This is a genomic window from Mesorhizobium sp. M0088, from assembly GCF_040322895.1.
Lineage (GTDB): Bacteria > Pseudomonadota > Alphaproteobacteria > Rhizobiales > Rhizobiaceae > Mesorhizobium.
In genome coordinates this window covers 1-20,259 of the sequence record NZ_JAMYUI010000022.1, presented here as the reverse complement: position 1 = coordinate 20,259, position 20,259 = coordinate 1, and the positions used below count along the sequence as shown (strand labels likewise).

General features: G+C 57.4%; 15 protein-coding genes and 4 pseudogenes. 11 read left to right on the top strand and 8 right to left on the bottom strand.

Annotated elements, in window-relative coordinates:
• Nucleotides 1-3 precede the first annotated feature (3 nt).
• Nucleotides 4-1,530 (bottom strand): aldehyde dehydrogenase, encoded by a 1,527-nt coding sequence (locus NKJ67_RS24480; RefSeq protein WP_352583591.1) that lies wholly within the window; start codon nucleotides 1,528-1,530, stop codon nucleotides 4-6.
• Nucleotides 1,508-2,452: a dihydrodipicolinate synthase family protein gene (locus NKJ67_RS24475; protein WP_352583589.1), complete on the bottom strand. Its 945-nt coding sequence runs from the start codon at nucleotides 2,450-2,452 to the stop codon at nucleotides 1,508-1,510. Before NKJ67_RS24475 ends, NKJ67_RS24480 begins: the two co-directional genes overlap by 23 nt.
• Nucleotides 2,453-2,610: 158 nt before the next feature.
• Between NKJ67_RS24475 and NKJ67_RS24470 the strand changes: the two genes are divergently transcribed.
• The 4 genes and pseudogenes from NKJ67_RS24470 (at nucleotide 2,611) to NKJ67_RS24455 (ending at nucleotide 7,538) form a co-directional block, all read left to right on the top strand.
• Nucleotides 2,611-3,603: an ABC transporter permease gene (locus tag NKJ67_RS24470; RefSeq protein ID WP_352583587.1), complete on the top strand. Its 993-nt coding sequence runs from the start codon at nucleotides 2,611-2,613 to the stop codon at nucleotides 3,601-3,603.
• A 239-nt stretch (nucleotides 3,604-3,842) separates the two neighbouring features.
• Nucleotides 3,843-4,871 (top strand): quaternary amine ABC transporter ATP-binding protein, encoded by a 1,029-nt coding sequence (locus tag NKJ67_RS24465; protein WP_352583585.1) that lies wholly within the window; start codon nucleotides 3,843-3,845, stop codon nucleotides 4,869-4,871.
• A 307-nt stretch (nucleotides 4,872-5,178) separates the two neighbouring features.
• The gene (locus tag NKJ67_RS24460) at nucleotides 5,179-5,949 is read left to right on the top strand and encodes an SDR family NAD(P)-dependent oxidoreductase (protein WP_352583583.1); all 771 of its coding nucleotides are present in this window, start codon (nucleotides 5,179-5,181) and stop codon (nucleotides 5,947-5,949) included.
• A gap of 249 nt (nucleotides 5,950-6,198) precedes the next feature.
• Nucleotides 6,199-7,538 (top strand): annotated as a pseudogene (locus NKJ67_RS24455) (IS5 family transposase).
• A 45-nt stretch (nucleotides 7,539-7,583) separates the two neighbouring features.
• Here the strand turns inward: NKJ67_RS24455 and NKJ67_RS24450 are convergent.
• Nucleotides 7,584-8,333: an SDR family NAD(P)-dependent oxidoreductase gene (locus tag NKJ67_RS24450; RefSeq protein ID WP_352583581.1), complete on the bottom strand. Its 750-nt coding sequence runs from the start codon at nucleotides 8,331-8,333 to the stop codon at nucleotides 7,584-7,586.
• A 21-nt stretch (nucleotides 8,334-8,354) separates the two neighbouring features.
• Complete coding sequence (gene proX / locus NKJ67_RS24445; RefSeq protein ID WP_352583579.1) at nucleotides 8,355-9,326, bottom strand: glycine betaine/L-proline ABC transporter substrate-binding protein ProX; 972 nt, start codon at nucleotides 9,324-9,326, stop codon at nucleotides 8,355-8,357.
• A gap of 337 nt (nucleotides 9,327-9,663) precedes the next feature.
• Here proX and NKJ67_RS24440 point away from each other — a divergent pair, with 337 nt between their 5' ends.
• Nucleotides 9,664-11,310, top strand: coding sequence for a flavin-containing monooxygenase (locus NKJ67_RS24440; protein WP_352583577.1), 1,647 nt, complete (start codon nucleotides 9,664-9,666; stop codon nucleotides 11,308-11,310).
• A gap of 60 nt (nucleotides 11,311-11,370) precedes the next feature.
• Here NKJ67_RS24440 and NKJ67_RS24435 read toward each other — a convergent pair whose 3' ends face one another.
• Entirely contained in the window at nucleotides 11,371-11,568 is a 198-nt protein-coding gene (locus NKJ67_RS24435) for an SDR family oxidoreductase (protein WP_352583575.1), read from the bottom strand.
• A gap of 221 nt (nucleotides 11,569-11,789) precedes the next feature.
• Entirely contained in the window at nucleotides 11,790-12,449 is a 660-nt protein-coding gene (locus NKJ67_RS24430; protein WP_352583573.1) for an FkbM family methyltransferase, read from the bottom strand.
• A gap of 250 nt (nucleotides 12,450-12,699) precedes the next feature.
• On the opposite strand from NKJ67_RS24430, the pseudogene NKJ67_RS24425 reads away from it, so the two are divergent.
• Both NKJ67_RS24425 and NKJ67_RS24420 read left to right on the top strand, forming a co-directional pair.
• Nucleotides 12,700-13,224, top strand: a pseudogene (locus NKJ67_RS24425) (helix-turn-helix domain-containing protein); the annotation flags it as partial.
• Nucleotides 13,225-13,300: 76 nt separating this feature from the next.
• Nucleotides 13,301-14,463, top strand: a pseudogene (locus tag NKJ67_RS24420) (IS110 family RNA-guided transposase).
• Nucleotides 14,464-15,513: 1,050 nt separating this feature from the next.
• Here the strand turns inward: NKJ67_RS24420 and NKJ67_RS24415 are convergent.
• A protein-coding gene (locus tag NKJ67_RS24415; RefSeq protein WP_352583571.1) for an IS3 family transposase occupies nucleotides 15,514-16,703 on the bottom strand; the annotation gives its coding sequence in 2 pieces (ribosomal slippage) (nucleotides 15,514-16,454 and nucleotides 16,454-16,703; 1,191 coding nt in all).
• Between the two features lie 1,298 nt (nucleotides 16,704-18,001).
• Here NKJ67_RS24415 and NKJ67_RS24410 point away from each other — a divergent pair.
• From NKJ67_RS24410 to NKJ67_RS24395, 4 genes and pseudogenes are all read left to right on the top strand, one after another.
• Complete coding sequence (locus tag NKJ67_RS24410; protein ID WP_352583569.1) at nucleotides 18,002-18,208, top strand: hypothetical protein; 207 nt, start codon at nucleotides 18,002-18,004, stop codon at nucleotides 18,206-18,208.
• Nucleotides 18,209-18,450: 242 nt separating this feature from the next.
• Nucleotides 18,451-18,702 carry a transposase gene (locus tag NKJ67_RS24405; RefSeq protein ID WP_352583567.1) on the top strand — a complete coding sequence of 84 codons (252 nt, stop codon included), beginning with the start codon at nucleotides 18,451-18,453 and terminating at the stop codon, nucleotides 18,700-18,702.
• Nucleotides 18,681-18,866: a hypothetical protein gene (locus tag NKJ67_RS24400; RefSeq protein WP_352583565.1), complete on the top strand. Its 186-nt coding sequence runs from the start codon at nucleotides 18,681-18,683 to the stop codon at nucleotides 18,864-18,866. The genes NKJ67_RS24405 and NKJ67_RS24400 overlap by 22 nt, the downstream gene beginning before the upstream one ends.
• A gap of 281 nt (nucleotides 18,867-19,147) precedes the next feature.
• Nucleotides 19,148-19,576: pseudogene (locus NKJ67_RS24395) on the top strand (transposase); the annotation flags it as partial.
• A 170-nt stretch (nucleotides 19,577-19,746) separates the two neighbouring features.
• Here NKJ67_RS24395 and NKJ67_RS24390 read toward each other — a convergent pair.
• Nucleotides 19,747-20,190, bottom strand: a complete 444-nt coding sequence (locus NKJ67_RS24390) for a LysR family transcriptional regulator (protein WP_352583728.1) — start codon at nucleotides 20,188-20,190, stop codon at nucleotides 19,747-19,749.
• Nucleotides 20,191-20,259 lie beyond the last annotated feature (69 nt).

The following is a 20,259-nucleotide window of genomic DNA, read 5'->3' as shown; positions in this document are numbered from 1 at the left end:
AGGCTAGTCTACCGAACGCGAGACTTTAGGATCGGAGATGTCCGCCCAGATGGTCTTGAGTTCAGTATATTGGTCGTGGGCATGCAATGACTTGTCTCGTCCCCCGAAGCCCGAAAGCTTGAAGCCGCCGAAGGGAGTCGAGACATCCCCTTCGCCGTAGCAGTTGATGGTCACCGTCCCGGCGCGAATGTCCCTTGCGATGCGATGCGCCTTGCCGAGATTGGCGGTAAAGATTGAAGCTGTAAGCCCGTATTGCGTATCGTTGGCGACCCGGAGCGCCTCGTCAGCGTTGGCCACTTTGATTACCGACAGCACTGGGCCGAAAATCTCCTCTCGCGCAATCGTCATTTCGGGCGTGACATCGTCGAATACGGTCGGCTCGATGAAATAGCCTTTGCCATGCTTGTGGGCGTTGCCGCCCGTGACGATCCTGGCGCCTTCCTCCCGCCCCTTCTTGATGTAGCCCATGATGCGGTCGAACTGCTCCTTCGACACAATGGCGCCGAGCCGATTGCCCGGATCCAGCGGCTCGCCCAAAGGCCATTCCTTTAGCTTGTGGAGGACGGTTTCCACCAAGCGATCCTTGATCTTCTCGTGCACGATCAGGCGGGAATTGGACGAGCAGTTCTCGCCCATGTTCCAGAAAACAGCTTGGGTGACATGCTGTGCAACAACGTCGAGGTTCCCGGCGTCTTCCAGCACGATGCATGGGTTCTTTCCGCCGCATTCGAGCGCGATGCGCTTGAGATTGGACTTGGCGGAATATTCCAAGAATTTCCGGCCGACGTCAGTTGACCCGGTGAAGGCGACCATGTCGATACCGGGATGCACGCCGAGTGCCTTGCCGGTCACTTCGCCCGGACCGGTGACGATTTGCAGGACGCCTGACGGCAGCCCAGCCTCATGCGCCAGTTCGGCGATGCGCAACGTCGACATGTTGGTCTGCTCGGCCGGCTTGACAATGACGGAGTTGCCCGTCGCAAGTGCCGGACCGATCTTCCAGGCAAGCATGAGGATCGGGAAATTCCAGGGCAGAACGCAGGCGACCACGCCCAGCGGCTGGCGCACGATCATCGACACGACATCGTCGCCCGAAGGTGACGTCTGGCCGTAGAGCTTATCGGTGGCTTCCGCATGCCATTCCAGGCAATGCAGAGCCTCGGGGATGTCTATGGTTTCGACGTCGTAGATCGGCTTGCCGCTTTCGAGCGTCTCAAGCACTGCAAGCTCATGGGCGTTTCGCTTCATCAGTTTAACGAGCCGCCGCAGAACGCGCTTGCGCTCGCTCGGATGCGCACGCGACCAGGCGCCCGATTCAAACGCCAGTCCCGCCTTCTCGACAGCGAGATCGACATCGGCCTGGCCGCAGGAAGCGATCTTGGCGATGACCTGCCCTGTCGCGGGATTGATGGTCTCGAAAGTATCCCCAGATTGTGCAGCCCGCGCCTTGCCGTCAATTACTGCGCTGGTCGGCAGTGGCAGGCTGTCGGCCAGGTTCTGGTACTCATCACGCGTTAATAGCGATGACATTCTCGGAGGCCCTCTTCTGGGATTTTGCAGTGATTGACGCGATAACTGCCTTAAGGGTGCGGATTGTCGACTCGAGTTCCCGCTTCTGTTCGTCGCCGAGTGCCCGCATCGGCAGGCGCACGGGCCCAGCCGGCAATCCAGCCAATTCGCACCCGAACTTGATGCTCTGGACGAATTTGCCGCCCTGTTCGAGAAGCCTCATCAGAGGCAGAAGCGCCGACATGATCTGCCGGCCCTTGGTGAAGTCCTTCTCGATCACGCAGGCTTCGTACAGCGCGAGGTGCTCTGCCGGTAGGCAGTTGCCGGCGCCGCAGACCCACCCTTTTGCGCCCCAGGCGAAGAATTCGAGCGCCTGATCATCCATGCCGCAGAACAGGTCGATATGCGGATAGTCGCGAGCCAAGGTGTGCAGCTGGTTCATGCTGCCGCTGGATTCCTTGATGGCACAGAAATTGGAGCTGCGACCGACGCGGTCCAGGAACTCTAGATCCATCATCGTGCCGGTGCGCCCGGGATAGTTGTAGAGCATCACCGGTAGATTGGCGGCCTTGTCGATCGCCAGAGCATGGTTGGCAAGTTCGAGCTGCGTGGGAACGGCGTAGTACGGCGAGCCGATTAGAATGCCGTCATACTTGAGGTCCTTTGCAATTAGCGCGTATTCAATGCATTCGTCGGTGCGAATGGAGCCGACGCCGGCGATGAGAGGCATCCTCCCCTTCACCACGCTCCTGGCAAGCTTAAGCAGGCTGACACGTTCATCGCGTGACTGGGCGTAGTACTCGCCTGTCGTGCCACCGACAATGATACCGTGGACGCCAGTCGAGACCAGGTGCTCGACCATGACGCAGAAGCCGTCACGGTCGATCGATCCGTCCGCATGAAAGGGCGTTGTGACGGGCGGAATAACGCCTTTGAACGACATCTGCCTGGCTCCAATTCGGGCTACAGGTCAGTGTTATATGCAAGCTGAGGAGCGGGAGCAGTCGAAATAAATTCACACGACAGGCTACTATTTTGCACGACATCGCTTCGAAAGTCCGTGGTAACCTTACATTGGGCCGGCTCCGATGGGGAACGATGATGAGTGATTGTAGCCTTTGGGATCCGTTTGCCTGTGGGAAATTGCCACTCGCGCAAGCGGTTAGCAATGCTTTGCGCTGGCTGGTCGATAACTACCGCCCTTTCTTTCAGATTGTGAAAGCGCCGTTCGACACGGTTTTGCAGTCGCTGACTGCCTTCATGAATTCGGCACCGCCGACTCTCGTCATCGCGGTTATCGTACTGCTGGCCTGGCAGCTTTCGAGCTGGCGGCTGGCAACAGCACTGGCCGCCATTTTGTTCTTCATCGGCTTTATCGGTGTATGGTCGGAAACGATGACTACCCTGTCAATCGTGCTTACCGCGCTGGTATTCTCACTGGTTATCGGCATTCCACTTGGGATTCTATCGACGAGGTCGATATGGCTCAACGCGATTCTGCGGCCGATCCTCGATGGTATGCAAACGATTCCCGCCTTCGTATACTTGGTGCCGATCGTCATGCTTTTCGGCATAGGCAACGTACCGGGAGTGATCGTTACAGTGATCTTCGCAGTAGCACCGGTGATCCGCTTGACCTATTTAGGCATCCGCCAAGTTCCGGAAGAAGTCAACGAAGCCATGCGCGCATTTGGCGCGACCGATCGTCAGCTGCTATGGAAGGCCCAACTCCCTCTGGCGCTGCCGACCATCATGGCAGGGGTTAACCAGACGCTGATGATGTCGCTCTCTATGGTAGTCATTGCCTCAATGATCGCGGTCGGCGGACTCGGCCAGATGGTGCTTCGTGGCATCGGCCGCCTCGATGTTGGACTGGCCAGCATCGGCGGTCTTGGCATTGTGGCGCTTGCGATCATTCTCGATCGACTTACACAGGCTCTCGCCCAACCTCGAAAGCCAGGTGAAATCTGGGCTCATGGCCCGGTCGCTGTCGTTGGGCATACGCTTCGCCTATTCCGAGCGGTTCCACGTCAGACGGAGGTAACTAGTCCGATTGTCCGTCGCTTAGATCGGCCGACCGAAAAGGGATCCTGAAATTGCGTGCCATAATTCTCTGCTGAGCCTTTAGACGTTGTGATACCAACTCATTTAAGACCAATTGGCCTTGGGCGGCATCCGGCGTAAATCATTTCGGCCTGAAGGTAGTCCGTCAGCGAAGGTCGATGAACACAGTAGAACAACAAACGGTCGCTCAGGTGAAAAACGGTATGTGGATGCGTAACCCCGGTCACAACTGATAGCTGAATGTGCCTATCCGAAAACAAAGGTTATTGATGGACAAGCCCGTCATTAAGTGTTCAGGGGTCTGGAAAATCTTCGGCAGCGATGCGAAGAACGCCCTCAGGGCTATTCGCGAACAGGGCCTTTCCAAGTCCGACATGCTAAAACAGTATGGGTGTGTCACCGCCGTTGCCGACGTATCGTTCTCAGTCAGTGAAGGCGAGATTTTCTGTATCATGGGCCTTTCCGGATCAGGGAAGTCAACACTAATCAGGCACATCAACCGACTGGTGGAGCCCACCGATGGCGAGATCATCGTAGCTGGCCGCAATGTCAATGGGTTGAGCAACTCCGAGCTGCGCGCGCTACGCTCAAGAAGTGTTGGCATGGTGTTTCAGAACATGGCGTTGTTGCCTCACCGCAACGTTCAAGACAACGTCGCTCTGAGCCTCGAATTACGTGGTGTCGGCAAAGCGCAACGTATGCATACGGCAAAGGAAAAGCTCAAGCTCGTAGGCTTAGAAGAGTGGGCTTCGCGCTTTCCGGATGAGTTGTCAGGCGGAATGAAACAGCGTGTCGGGTTGGCTCGGGCCATGGCGGCAGATCCAGAGATACTGTTGATGGACGAGCCATTTTCTGCTCTCGATCCATTGATCCGCCGGCAACTTCAGCACCAGTTCATGGAACTCTCCAAGGTCGTCAGGAAGACGACCATCTTCATCACTCACGACCTCGACGAGGCGATCAGACTTGGCACTCGTATCGCAATCATGAAGGACGGTAGGTTCGTCCAGGTTGGGACGCCGGAGGAAATTGTCACAGAACCCGCGGACGAGTACGTGGCAGACTTTGTGAAGGGCATTTCCAGGCTTGAGCTTGTGACCGCCCGAAAAATCATGAAACCGATGCCGAATACTCCGAGTACGACGCCTCACAACGGAGCCACGGTGGCAGCTACTGAGAAGATCGGTGCCATCATCGAGCTGGCAACCCATCATAATGGGGACATAACCGTGATGGACGACAATCGCCCGGTAGGCATGATTTCGCGTCGTGACCTTCTTCTTGGAATCCGGGGCTAAGCAGACAGGTCCAGGTCCTCAAGAAAACCCTAGGCGATGCTCGGTGGCCCTCGGGTCCCCAGTCTGGTTCAGGCGTAGAGGTTTGCTTAGTCGTTGCCGTTCATGTCAACGTTAAAAGATCACTCATCTCGGCCGACGAATTCGATGCCCAGCGCAGATTGAATAGGTCAAGGGCGCATCCCTCAAGGATAGCTTTTTATTTGCGCCGAGAAGGAAACGGGATGACTTTATTCTTCGGCTGTGAAGCGTAATTCTTCTATCATATCAATGCCATCATCAGGCCATAACACGCGTCAGGAGACTAGCAATGCCACTTATGGAACGCCCATCTTTCCATAACAAGTTCGATTTATCCGGGAAAACTGCGTTAATAACCGGCGGAGGACGCGGCATCGGTTTGCAGATCGCCCTTACCTTGCAACAAGCCGGTGCCGACATAATTCTTACTGACACCGACGGAATCCGCGTGATGGAGGCTGCAGATCAGTTCCCCGTCAAACCACAGGTTTATCAGCTCGATGTCACGGATTCGAAGGCGGTGCGCGATCTCGCCGGTAGAATCGCCCTTTGCCCGGACATCCTTGTCAACAATGCCGGCGTGTCGCGTGCAGCGCCGACCAATCATACCACCGATGAGGATTGGCGGATGGTCCTCTCGGTTAATTTGGACGGCGTCTTCTACTGCAGCCGCACGTTCGGCTCCCTGATGGCGGGTCGCGGTTCTGGGACGATTGTAAACATAAGTTCGATGTGCGGGGAGATCGTTACCCGACAACAATCCGTCGTCACGGCCTACAATGCGAGCAAGGCCGGAGTGAACATGGTGACCAAGACCCTTGCGTGCGAGTGGGCAAGATCCGGTGTCCGCGTGAATGCAGTCGCTCCTGGGTTCGTACAGTCTGAGATGACCGGCAAGTATCCCGACGAAGTCATAAATGCATGGTCGGACCAGACACCGATGGGCCGCCTGGGCCAGCCTGATGAGGTCGCATCTGCGGTCCATTTTCTAGCGAGCGATGCGTCAAGCTATATTACGGGAACGGTGCTGTTGGTGGATGGCGGCTATACCTGCTGGTAGCAGGTTCCGCTGTTCGTTGAGGCCGGACTCGACGGCAGCCGATCGCCTTGGAGGAATGCAATCCCGATATCGTCGGCCGTGAAGAATACGGAAGCCGCTGATATCGCGTAGGAATAGTCTACTTTTCAGGCTTCCGAATTGCAGGTAACGGCCAGTTTGTGGATAGTTTTGTTGCAATTCCAGTTTGCGATTTCGCCGCCTGGCGAAGCGTGATTCACTGCTTTCATCGCAGTGAATCGGAGCCAGGCGATGGGCAGGCCACGCGAGAAGCGCGAGACGGGAGAGCAGGATCTTTTCCGCTCCAGGCTCGATCAGATCATCAACATGAAGCACGAGCTGGTGCGCCTGGCGCAGGCGATCGACTGGCCGGTGCTGGAGGCGCGCTTCGGTGCGGTCTATTCGGACGGTCCCGGCATGCCGCCGCTGCCGACCCGGCTGATGGCGGGGCTGGCCATCCTCAAACACACTTTCAACCTGTCAGATGAGGTGCTGTGCGAGCGCTGGGTGGAGAACCCCTACTTCCAGTATCTTTGCGGCGAGACGTTCTTCTGCCACGAACTGCTGTTCGATCGCTCGTCGATGACGCGCTGGCGCGGCCGCATGGGCGAGGAGCGGATCGTGGCGCTGTTGCAGGAAAGCCTCAGCATCGCGGTCAAGGCCGGGGCGATGAAGCCGTCCGACACGCGCCAGGTTGTCGTGGACACCACCGTGCAGCCGAAGAACGTGATGTTCCCGACCGACGCCAAGCTCATCCACCGGGCCCGCGAACGGCTGGTGCGGCTGGCCAAACGGGCGGGCTGGATTTGCGCCAGACCTATGTGCGGGTCGGCAAGCTGGCGCTGATCAAGCACCGGCGCCTACGCCCACGCCAAGCAGTTCAAGCGGGCCAACAAGGCGCTGCGCAGGCTCAAGACCTATCTCGGCCGGACCATTCGCGACATCTCCCGCCAGATCGCCGGCGATGCGGAGCTGGACGCGCTCTTCAAATGGTCGCTCTACTGGGCCTCCACCGTTCTCGAGCAGCGTGAGCGCCAGCGCGGCCGCAAAATCTACAGCCTGCATGCGCACGAGGTGGAATGCATCGGTAAGGGCAAGGCGCATGTCCCTGCGAGTTCGGGGTAAAGGTGTCGGTGGCCACCACGCTGAAGCGCTCAAAAGGTGGCCAGTTCGCCCTGCATGCAAAAGCGCTGCCCGGCAATCCCTATGACGGCCACACGCGCGCAGCGATCATCCCTGACATGGAAAAGACCATCGGCAACGAGATCAGCCGCGTTCTCGCCGACGCCGGCTATCGCGGCCACAACGCGCCGCAAAGCCATACGTTCAGGGTCTTCACCGCTGGTCAGAAGCGCCGCGTGACACCGGCCATCAAGCGCCAGATGGCGGCGATCGGCCGTCGAGCCGGTGATCGCCATACCAAGAACGAACACAGAATGGGCCGCAATTACCTCTCACACCCAAGGCGATGCGATCAACGCCATCCTGGCCGCAGCCGGCTATAACTCTCCCTCCTGCTCAGGTGGCTGAAGCAATTTTTGTGGCTCCTGATCGCCGCGTTCCTGAACCGGCCGAGGCAGCTTGCCGCTTAGCGGTCAAGATTGTTCACGGTCGACGATAACGCCAAACTCGGGTGCCTAGCCTCCCATATATGATCCACCGTTCACGTGAATGGTCTGACCCATGATATAGCTCGAGGCGTTGCTGCAAAGGAACGCCACGGCATCACCGACTTCTTCACCGGTGCCGAAGCGGCCTGCTGGCGTGATGGACAGCCATTTGTCTCCATTCTGCCGCAGGAGTTCCGCCACCATCGGAGTGTCTATGGTCCCGGGAGATACTGTGTTTACGCGTATGTTCGGTGACACCTCCCGCGCGAGAGATTTGGTGAAAGCCAACACTCCGCCTTTTGAAGCCCCATAGTGAGCGTGCTCGGGCGAGCAGCCTTCATGGGCTGCAGACGAGGCGATGGTCACGATTGTTCCACCCGGCTTGATATGAGGAATTGCCCGCCTGCAGATGTAGAACACTCCGTCCAAGTTTATCGACATCGTTCGTCGCCACTGCTCGTCTGTCATAGAGGCGAATGGTTGATCTTCGAAGATTGCTGCTGCCGGAACGACATGATCGATGTGACCGAAACGAGCGATGCATGTCGATACGAGGGCGTCCGCGTCTGATGGTTTGCTCGCATCATAGGCGACTGCTATCACCCGCTCGCCGGTGGGATCTAACGAAGACGCCAATTTCGATACGCCGTTCTCATCGTAATCAGCTAGCAACATGCGAGCGCCTAAGCGACGAAAGGTTCGGGCGATAGCGCTGCCGATCCCACCGGCAGCGCCCGTCACGATGACAACCTGATCTACGAGACTGTTATCAATCAATTGAAGTCTCCTGCGGCAAAGCTAGTGTGCAGCCTTCGCTTGCGCGATCCATTCGTCCCACTTCGTCTTGTTCGTGGAAATCCACTCCAAGGCGCGCTGCTGGATCTGGTCATTGGAGTTCTCGCCTTTGTAGATCCGGAGGTCTTCCGCATTCAGGTCGTCGAGAGGGATTGCAACGAGCTCAAAGAACTTTTTTGCCGACGGATTGTCTTTGACGAAGGACGTAGCCGCAACAATCCTTTGCTGGATCATCGGGAATCCAAGATTTCCTAGACCGGGGATTGTCGTGCTGGCCGTCTGTCCCGCGGGCAGCTCCGTCTTCTTGACGTTAAGAAAAACAACGTCTTTCCCGGGCTGGAGTATGCTGGATACCCATAGGGGGGTCCACGTGTAATAAAGGGTGGGCTTTCCTTCTTTGATGCGTTCGATTGCGTCTGGAATGATCGCGAAATAACCGCCCTGCTTTTCTTCAAGGGTATCGCGCAATCCATACGCGTCCAGATGATGCTCAATGATTACCTCACATCCCCATCCTGGCTCGCACCCATAAAGATCGGCTTTGCCATTGCCGTCGATATCGAAAAGCTTCGCCTTCTCTGGATCCTTGAAGTCCTCTATATACTTGATGCCGGTCGCATCCGCTGTCTTCTTGTCGATCAGGTAGCCTTGGATATTATCGGCTGAAATATGCCCGAGCCGGGTTAAGACGGCGTCTCCGCCATTTTCCTTCAGGTATTGGTCATGGATTGGCTCCGCATAGGCAGCAAAGAACGTGGCGTCGCCTCTTGCCATCGCAACGTAAGCCAATTGAATCTGAAGTTGGACGGGATCTGCTACGTCGTATCCAAGTTGCCGTAAGCCCTCGTCCACGATGTAGGTCTGCATGAGGTTCTCTGTGATTGCGTCCCACGCCGGGATCACTTTCTCGCCCGCAAATGCGCTAGGACAGCACAGAACGGAACCAAGCAGAATAGAACGAAACAGCGACTTCATAACGTGAACTCCCACTTGTTATATCGATTAACATTGCCGTTGACCCAGGAAGCGCTCGACGGCTTCTGTGCTATGCTTGCGACTGATAACCCGACGCGCGGAAGCGTGCGCTTGGAATCCCGGTAGAGACGACACGCGGGAGGCGCGTTTCAGCCGGCATGGATTGATCGCGTCTGAAAAGACTCTTCCCTGACTGCCGTTTTAGCACCCGATGTCGAAAGTCGGTTCGGAAAAAAACGGATCGGGCGGTTGAGTTTTTGGCGAGTGCGTATGCCTGCTTTTTTTGGCAACGTAACTGTCAGGCTATTCAGCGAAAAATTTCCAAAGGAAGCAGCTCGTGCAGCATAACGATGTTTTGGAAGGCTGCGCTGGTGGAGAGGCCGTCGAGTCCTGCGATGTGCTCATCGTTGGCGCTGGGTTTGCCGGCATGTACATGCTGCACCTCGCCCGCCGCCTGGGCCTCTCCGCGGTGGTGGTTGAAACGGCCTCGGGGGTCGGCGGAACGTGGTTTTGGAACCGCTATCCGGGAGCGCGCTGCGACGTTGAAAGCATGCAGTACTCCTACTCGTTCTCGGAGGAACTTCAGCAAGAGTGGCACTGGAGCGAGCGCTACGCCTCGCAGCCGGAGATCCTGGCCTATGCCAACTACGTGGCGATAAAGTTCGACCTTCTTCGTGACGTAAAATTCAACACACGCGTCATGAGGGCCGACTTTCAGGAGGAAGAGTCCCGATGGCTGGTGTCGACAGATCAAGGAACGCAATATCGGGCCAAGTGGTGCGTCATGGCGACCGGGTGTTTGTCGGCCGCGCAAACCCCTAACATTCTTGGACTCGAGACCTTCAAGGGTGGAATCTATCACACCGGCAACTGGCCTCATGAAGGCGTCGCTCTGTCTGGTCAAAATGTCGGCGTGATCGGCACAGGATCGTCGGGTATACAGGTGATACCAGAGCTCGCGAAGCAGGCTAACCATCTGTACGTGTTCCAGCGTACGCCGAATTTCAGCATTCCGGCACGAAATAGGGCCATGGATGCCGACTACGAAAACTCCTGGAAGAAAAATTATGCCGAGCGGCGCGCGCTAGCGCGTTCGATGCCGGCAGGGATCCTGTCCCAGTTCGGGGACAAATCGGCGTTGGCCGTATCTGCTGAAGAGCGGCGCCAAGAATACGAAAGGCGATGGGCTGCTGGCGGGACCTCTTTTATGGCAGCTTATCCAGATTTGCTCCGGAATGCCGAAGCAAACGATACGGCTGCTGAATTCGTCCGGGAAAAGATCCGCCAGGCCGTCCAAGACCCTATGGTAGCCGAGCCACTGGTGCCGGTCGATCATCCTATTGGTGCCAAGCGCATATGCGCTGACACAAACTATTTCGAAACCTTCAATCGCGAGAACGTCACGCTTGTAGACATCCGTGCCAATCCCATCCGCGACATATCTCCGGGAGGGGTAACGGCAGGCTCTGATTTTTACGAGCTAGACAGTTTGGTGCTGGCGACGGGGTTCGATGCGATTACTGGCGCGCTTAACAAAATCGAGATTGTCGGGCGGCAGGGGCTTGCCCTTACGGAAAAATGGCGGGATGGGCCGAAGACTTTTCTTGGCCTGATGAGCACCGGTTTTCCGAACTTATTTATTGTCACCGGACCAGGAAGCCCATCGGTTCTGACCAACGTCATAGTTGCTATTGAAGACAACGTTAAATGGATAGCTGAGTGCATTGCATATCTGATCGACGTGGACGCCGAGTATATAGAGGCAACCGCTTCAGCTGAAGAAACTTGGATGGAGGAAGTCAGGAAGACCGCCGAGGGAACGTTGTACATTCAGGCGAAATCTTGGTACCTCGGTGTCAACGTTCCAGGAAAACCGGCTGTTTTCATGCCGTATGTCGGGGGTCTGCCCACCTATCAAAAAATTTGCGATGATGTGGCCAACGAGGGGTATAGGGGCTTCAGCATTGGCAAACGGCCGAATTGAACCATTTGTAACAAGCTGAAATTCGGCTAATGGCGTACATGCATGGAAGTTCTTAAACCCTCAGGTCTCGACGACAGCCAGAGGGCTGCTACCAGCAGGTATAGCCGCCATCCACCAACAGCACCGTTCCCGATAGCTTGACGCATCGCTCGCTAGAAAATGGACCGCAGATGCGACCTCATCAGGCTGGCCCAGGCGGCCCATCGGTGTCTGGTCCGACCATGCATTTATGACTTCGTCGGGATACTTGCCGGTCATCTCAGACTGTACGAACCCAGGAGCGACTGCATTCACGCGGACACCGGATCTTGCCCACTACAGTTGTGTGCGTCAAGTTCTGCAAAATGGCGTGGCATTGCGGTGACGTCGGCGTGTCCGCCGCGCAGCTCAAGCGCCGCTGAAAACAGCCGCTTCGCATGCCATCCTTCAGGCGATAGAACGTTCCAGTTGACCACCGGATCGCAGAACGGAAAGTATTCTTACTTCGGCACCATCAGCCAGTTCCGCAGATCCAGTTCGGCCGCCACGTCATAATCGGGAACGGCGGTGCGCACGGCCGCCTTTTCCTCCTCGCCAATCACCTCAACTATGAGGACAGGCTTTAGCCGCTCCAATGTATTGCGGGCACCGGCAAGCACCATCGGCTCGCCGCGCTCCACATCGATCTTGATCGCGGTGCATTGATCCAACCCGAGACTGTCGATCGTCATCGAATGGACGTTAAGCGGTTTGCTTTCATTCCCCGCCCCGCAGGTCGAACCGATTAAGCTGGCGCCATATGTCAGATACGGCGCATTTGGGTTGAACTTGATCACCGCTTCGCCAACAGCATCCGAAACGCAAGCGTTGTAAAGTTCGACCTCGACATTGTTCAGGCGGAAATTATCCCAACACCGCGCTACGTGGGCCGGCATCGGTTCAAAGGCAATGACGCAGCATCCCTGCTTAGCTGCGATTATGGAAAACAGCCCGGTATAGGCGCCGATATCAATCGCCGTCCCGCCCACGGAGCATATTTCCGCCCATTTTACAAGGCTTTCAACCTCATAGGGCACGCTTGGCCTATTGCTTAAGCAGATCCAATCATCCTGTTCGATGAGATTGGCCGATACAGGGCCTGCTTTGATTTCCAACGTCATCCCGCAAATCCTCTTCAAGCGTCATTTTTCGATAGTTCTGCAACAAAGAGAACGGCGAGCGATACTCTCATGACAGCGGTAGTCAGCGAAATCATAAGAACATTCTCCACCGTCTAGGACATTGCATGTAGCGTGCCAACGGAGAAAACCATTTCTAAACTATACGGAGTTGCTGATGTTCTATGTTGCTCGTCCGACATTTGTCGGACATCTGACACGCGGAATGTGAATTGACCTTCCCCCTTCGCGCATGCGCACAGGAATATCCTGCACGGTTTCGCCAACCGACCGCCAGCGATTGATGGCGCTCATCAAAGATCGCAATGCGCCGCAGAAGCTCGTCTGGTGCGCCGAGATCATTCCTGTTGAGCGCAGACGACGTTGGCACCGTCGAGATCATGCGGCAGACCGGCAAGTCCAAGACGTGCGTGTGGCGCTGGCAGGAGCGTTTCGCTGAGGAAGGCTTCGATTGGCTGTCGCGCGACAAGGCGCGGCCGTCGCGCATTCCGCCGCTCGGACCCGAAGTGGCCGAGCGCGTGGTGGCGCTGACGCTGCAAGACTTGCGACGCACTGGACCGCCGACATGATGGTGCAAGCGGCGGACATCAGCGCCAGCGCGATGCGCCGCATTTGGAAGGTACACGGACTGCAGCCGAACCGCTGGCGGCAATTCAAGCTCTCCAATGATCCGCAGTTCGTCCACAAGCTCCGCGACGTGGTCGGCCTCTACCTCGATCCGCCGGCCCACGCGATCGTGCTGTCTGTCGACGAGAAGAGATCCCATGGGGAGTGGATAGCGACCGACGCTCTGGCAGAGTGAGTTTGCTAACCCACCCACTCTGGAGGCGACCATGCAAATTATCACTGACCGACCCCAAGCGCCGACCGCTCTCCGCACCGATCTTGGCGCAATTTTTCGTCTCGCTGGAACTTAGTCGATCGACCTGGCTGATTACATCGCTGTCGCCGGGCGGTGAAAAGATGTCGAAGTATATCGTTCGCAGCGGTGACGTCGCTGGACTATGGGCACGGTTCTCTCAGCTCAAAAACAAGGTGCAGGCCCGCACGGGGCAGGTCGTTCCAATCATCGTGATTCAAGAGGCGGGCCTCGACGGCTTTTGGATCCACCGCTTGCTGCAGGACGGACGGGTCGAAAGCCACGTCGTTGACCCCGCATCAATCGCGACGTCGCGCCGGCGTCGACGGGCGAAGACTGACAAGATCGACGGGGAAGCTCTGGTGCGCGCGTTGCTGGCTTACAAGCGAGGCGAGCCGCGGTGTGCGCCATGGTTCGAGCACCGACCTCACAAGAGGAGGATCGCCGCCGAATCTGCCGCGAGCGCAAGACGCTGACAGCGGAGCGGGTCGAGCACGTGAATCGGATCAAGGGGCTGCTCTTCGCCCAAGGCATCTCTGACTATGAGCCTTTATTGCGCAAAAGACGCGAGCGGCTTGAGGAACTCAGGACCGGTGATGGTCGTCCGCTACCTGAGCATTTGAAGGCACAGATTGGACGCGAACTTGATCGACTCGAACTTACGCTTCAGCAGATCAAGTCCGTGGAGACCGAGCGGGATGCTATGCTCAGCCCGTCGGACGAAGGCGCGCCAGCGCCGGGAGCAATGTTAAAGAAATTGAAGGGGATTGGCCCGGAATTCGCCGGGTCCTGTGGTCGGAGGGATTATTCCGAAGCTTTTCCAACCGACGGCAGGTTGCCGCTTATCCCGGATTGGCGCCGACGCCCTGGCGGAGCGGATCCGTCGCGCACGAACAAGGTGTCTCCAAAGCCGGAAACCCCCGGCTGCGAACGACCATGATCCAGCTCGCCTGGTTGTGGGTAAGGCATCAGCCTCGTTCGATGCTGACCCTGTGGTTTCATCAGCGTGTACAGCTCAATGGTGGCCGAGGTCGGAAAGTGCTGATCGTTGCCTTGGCGCGAAAGCTGCTGATCGCCTTCTGGAAATATGTGACCACCGGGGTTGTGCTGGAAGGAGCCGAGACAACGGCCGCCTGAAAACAAACGCTTCCCCCTTTTCAATCTCCCGGGGCCTGATCAGCTCCGGTGGATCCAGGTGAGCGGACCGAAATTTGGCTTGGCTTAAAAAGCCGAAGAAGAGGAAGAAGAGAATGGTCCCGCCCTCCTGAGCCTTCCCCGACGCAAGGGGGATATTGGTGCGGCCGATGTGAGCGGCGACCGGATGTGAGTTTGAAGCGGCATCGGAAACGGGCCGGGTCATGCAAACGGGCTCAGACCTTGGATACCGAGCAACGAGCGGAGATTTACCATGGAATCCTGATCCGAACATCTTCACCCCAGATGGTGCGTAATGGCTACCGGGTGTTTGTCCGCTGCCCAAACCCCGAACCTTCCTGGGCTCGAGACCTTCAAGGGTGGAATCTATCACACTGGCAACTGACCTCATGAGGGCGTCAATTTGTCTGCGCAGAATGTTGGCGTCATCGGCACAGGGTCGTCGGGAATACAGGTGGTTCCAGAGCTCGCGAAACAGGCTAAACACCTGTACGTGTTCCAGCGTACGCCGAATTTCAGTCTTCCGGCACGAAACAGACCGATGGATGCCGAGTACGAAAATTCCTGGAAAGGGAATTATGCTGAGCGGCGCGCGTTAGCGCGTTCGATGCCGGCGGGGATTCTTTCCCAGTTCGGGGACAAGTGAGCGTCGGCTGTATCTTCGAAGAATGACGCCAAGAATACGAAAGACGATGGGCTGCTAGGGGAACCTCTTTTATGGCAGCTTATCCAGATTTGCTTCGGAATGCCGAAGCAAACGAAACCGCTGCTGAATTCGTCAGGGAAAAAATCCGCCAGGCCGTCGAAAACCCGACAGTAGCCGAGCAATTGGTGCCAGTCGATCACCCCATCGGTGCCAAGCGCATATGCGCAGATACCAAGTACTTCCAGACCTTCAGATGCGCTGGATCGGCGACAATCATGAGCAACTCAAGTTGCCATTCCGCGTGGTCAACTTGCATCCACCATCGCGCCAGAGCGTGCGTGGGCATAATACGGCGGGAGCGTAGCGTCTGACCTTGCCCCCAGTTTCTATCCAGTTTTGAGTTCGTTTCCGGCGTGGGTTGTGCCCTGCTGGGCGGGTGAAGCGACGGGCGCTGTCGCGGAGCCTTTGGCATAGCGCAGCGCGAGCGACCGTCGCGGATTGAAAGTGCTGGCGAACTCGGCCGGTGTCTGCCAGGCGATTTGGGAGTGCGGCCTTGCGGTGTTGTAGTCGGCGCGCCACAGGGCGATGGCTACGCGCGCCTGAGCCAGCGAGGTAAACAGCGTCTCGTTGAGCAGTTCATCGCGCAGTCGGCCGTTGAAGCTCTCGATGAAGCCATTCTGCATCGGCTTGCCGGGCGCAATGTAATGCCATTCGACGCGGTTCTGATCCGCCCAGGAGAGGATGGCGTTCGAGGTGAATTCGCTGCCATTGTCGCTGACGATCATCCTCGGCCGGCCGCGCTCGGTAATGAGCCGGTCCAATTCGCGGGCAACCCGCATGCCCGAGAGAGACGTATCAACGATGAGTGCCAGGCACTCTCTCGTGCAGTCGTCGACGACGGCCATGATCCGGAAGCGGCGCCCGTCGGTGAGTTGGTCCGATACGAAGTCGAGCGACCAGCGCTCGTCGGGCCTCAGCGGCACCAGCATCGGCGCCCTGGTCCCGATCGCCCGTTTGCGGCCGCCACGGCGGCGAACGGCGAGCTTCTCCTCCCGATAGAGCCGGAACAGCTTCTTGTGGTTCACGACCAGGCCCTCCCGCCTCAGCATCACGAGAAGACGCCGGTAGCCGAACCGGCGACGCTCCTGCGCGATCGCCTTCATCCGCTCGCGAACCTCGCGGTCGTCCGGCCTGCTGGTCTCGTAGCGAACCGTCATGCGGCAACAGCCGATGGCTTTACACGCCCGCCGTTCGCTCATCCCGAAGCCTTCCTTCAGGCGAGCGACAGCTTTCCGCTTGGCCGCGGGCGTCACCATTTCTTTCCCACAAGATCCTTCAACGCGGCATTGTCGAGCATGGCGTCGGCCAGAAGCCGCTTTAGCCGCGTGTTCTCGTCCTCCAGCGCCTTCAGTCGCCGAGCCTCGGAGATATCCATGCCGCCGAAGCGGGCCTTCCAGTTGTAGATCGAGGCGTCGCTGACCCCGTGCTTGCGGCACAGATCGGCAACCGATACCCCGGCCTCGTGTTCCTTCAAAATTCCGATGATCTGCTCTTCAGAGAAGCGGCTTCGTTTCATCTCCTGGTCCTCTCGATGGGCCAGAACGAACTTCAAACCGGATTAGATCAGAGGGGCAAGGTCACGTCCAATGTGGAATTCGCTCCAGTCTGGACTGACGACCTCCATCCTCTGTTTTCTCTGACTCCGAATCCCGAGCCCTGACCGTCAGGCATCACTTGACTTCGATGGGTTCCACTCCCAGAAATCTCGCCCCGATGCAGCCCTCCGATTGACACATAATGACACTCGATATCCGCGGAAGTTTGAAAAACACGAAGATCAGCTCAAATCGCTATGTGTTCTCGAAGAGCTAATCTCGAACTCGATCGATGCGTTCCTAATCCGACGTGATAGGACCCGATCACGCGAAATTTCGAGGCGATCCGGTCTGCTTGCAAACGAATCGGATATCGCGATCTCATGCTCTGACAATGGTTGTGGCCTGGGAGATGCTCAGACCGAAGCATTCCTTACAAAAGACACGTCCTACAAGGATGATCTATCAATCGCAGGAATTGGCAAGTGTAAGGGCGCAGGGCGCATCCAGTTTTTCCACCATTTTGACCGGGTGGGAATTCGGAGCGCTTATCGTAGCGACGGAAAGATCCTGACGCGCACCCTTCCGCCTTCCGCATCGAGAAAAAGATCGGCGCGATTGACTTCGTCGTTACGGAAGGGAAGAGCGGGATATCGGCTCACGGTTGCACTTGATTGGTTGAAGGCCGGTCCGCGAGAGCGCCTATATAGCTCGGAGGCGTTAAGCGAGGTCTTCTCTGCAGCCAACATGCGGCGCTACATGCCCATCGCTTTCTTGCAGCGGTTAGTAGCCTAAATCGGAACTAGGCAATTTTAGCATCGAGTTCGCAACGAGATATCCAAATGGACGAGTGGAGGAAAACAGCCTAGGCGCGGCCGACCTTCCTAAAGTGACCCAGGTCAAGAAGACTCTCGTTGACGAGCGTGATGCTCGGGCCGTCCGCTAGGTAGGCGGACCGAGTTCACCTTGTCCGCACTAGCTATAAGCTAGATGCGCAGACATTCGACCTGCCGAGAAATACCATCTCGTTTTGCGCGAGATCTTCACCGGTCCGCGACATAACACGGCGCTATCTGCGGACCGTTACCGAGCAGAACAGGCCGGTAGGTGGCTTTCATCACATCGTGCTGATCGAGGGGGATCTTTTTGATAGGCGCGTGAATGAGCAGCGGGACGGCTTTGACGGTATCCCGGAGGAAATCCCGACGGACGAGGTGTTCGCCGACGAAACGGTATCCTATGCGGATATCACGACCATATCGATCCGGTCATTGACGAGATGGTTTCGCCATCCGGCTGGAGCAAGGACGAGGTGGTTAAAGACGTCACAGAGAATTTCGGTGTCATTCCGCAGATGCTGGCCGACACTGACACCAGAGTTGTCTATGGCGACAGTGTGAAGTCGGTTGCAGAACGCGTACTTAAAAAGTATCAAGACAGAATTATAGCCGATACTGCTGAGAAATTCGATCTCAGGGGAGATTGAGAAAGCGGAGCCGTACGCTCTGGACTTCAGGCGCTTGTGAATGCTCTGCGTTCGGTGCTGTATGAATATGGCCATGTCGTTCCGAAAGGAATCGCGCATGTGAAGCGGATTGAGAGCATCCTGGGCGATCCTAACAGTGATCTGCCCCCGCTGGTACTCGAGGAATACCAAGATCTGATTGTGCAGATTGCCGAGCAGACAGCGCGGATCGAATCCAAACGAAGAAGGCCAGAGCCCTGTCTATGGCGACCGATACAGCGCGGCGACTGCCGACAATGCCTGGTGTCGGACCGCAAACCGCATTGGCGATCAGCGGCTTTGCTCCTCCGATGGAGAGCTTCAAACGCGGACGGGACTTTACGGCTTGGCTTGGTCTCGAGCCACGTCAATACACCTCCGGTGGCAAGGAGCGACTTGGACGCGTGTCGAAGGCCGGGCAGACCGATATCCGATCTTTGTTGATCAGCGCGCCATGTCCCGCCTCACCCTGCTAGCCCGTAAATCGATCGTCGAAGGATCATGGCTGGCGCGAATGCTGCGCCGCAAGCCGCTCATGTTGGTCGCGATCGCGCTTGCGAACAAGATGGCGCGGGCGATTTGGGCGATAATGGCAAAGAAAGAAGATTATCGAGATCCGGCGCGAGTGGCGGCTGCATGATGGATAATATGCACCACCGCAAAAGCTGGCGTCGGTGAAGGAGGTGTAGGAAGTCGACGACCTGAATGAGCACAATGATCGAAAAGATTTGGATCGGGAAAACCCAGTGTGGTTCCTTCGAGCTGAGAGCTCGCCTACAAGATTTGGACCGGGTCCGCAGATCACCATACCGGCCAGCGGCTTCTCGAAATGCCGTGATGAAAAGGCCTGAGAGAAGAACGCACTCGATCACCAGCCACAGCAGGTTGAAAAGCTTCTTGCATCAAGGGCGGCAACCAGAGAAGAACGATGCCGGCATCGATCGCCGGCACGGCTTCATCCGCGGCTGGAACGTCACCAGTGCCTCGGCCTATGACGGGGCGCAGCTTTCCAACGTGCTGGACAAGAACAACACCGGCTCGAAAGTGTGGGCCGACACGGCCTATCGCTCCAAGAAGAACGAGGCTGGCTGGAGAACAACGGCTACGTCTCCGACATCCACCACAAGAAGCCGAAAGGCCGACCGATGAGCGAGGCGACGTCGCGGGCCAACGGCCGGCGCTCCAGGATCCGGGCCTTCGTCGAGCACGTCTTCGCAGCAGAAATCCCGCATGGGCCTGTTCGTCCGAACGATCGGCATGGCGCGGGCCAAGACCAAGATCGGCATGGCCAATCTCGCCTACAATCTCACCCGCTTTGTCTGGCACCAGGGGCGCACTGCGCCCGCATGATGCCAGGCCGGGTCAATGCCGCCGCAGCGGCGCCACGATCGGCCCCGAGCATCAAAATCATCGACCAAAAGACCAAGCGCTCGGGGGCATCAGGTTGTGCCCGACCTCATCGCGGACCTAAACCCTCCGAAATGATGACGGTAGTTCAAGGTGTGCACCTCTAGACCGCGCTAGAAGCGCTGCAAGCTTCGCTGGGTGATTGGCCGGCACGACGCCCGTCGCCCACCAGATGCATGCACCTGGAGCTTCGGATATTCACGGTGAAACAGCTTCAGCCGGGGCAGCAACCAGTAGTTTGCGTTAGCCAGATTGCAGGAGATCGTCAGCGCGTAGCGCGTTTTTGATCGGCGCAGCGGGCCGCCCTCGGTGGCCAGTTGATTCAGGCAATTGCTCAGCGTGGCCATGTAGATCTTGCCCTCGCTTGTCTGGCTGATCGGGCGCGTCATGCGATCTATGAGCTGCACACCAAGAAAGGCCTCAGCCGCAGTAACGGCATGGCTGATCGGGGACTCGCTGACATTCAGCTCCTCAGCAGCAGCCGAGAAGCTGGCATGGCGCGAAGTGGCCTCTACCGGCAGCAAAAAGCGGTCGGTTGAATTAGGGCTAAGACTCATAACCAGTAGCTGACGGTTGCAGCGATGCAGACGGCGGCGAGGAAGTTGCGGGCGAGCCGATCGTAGCGA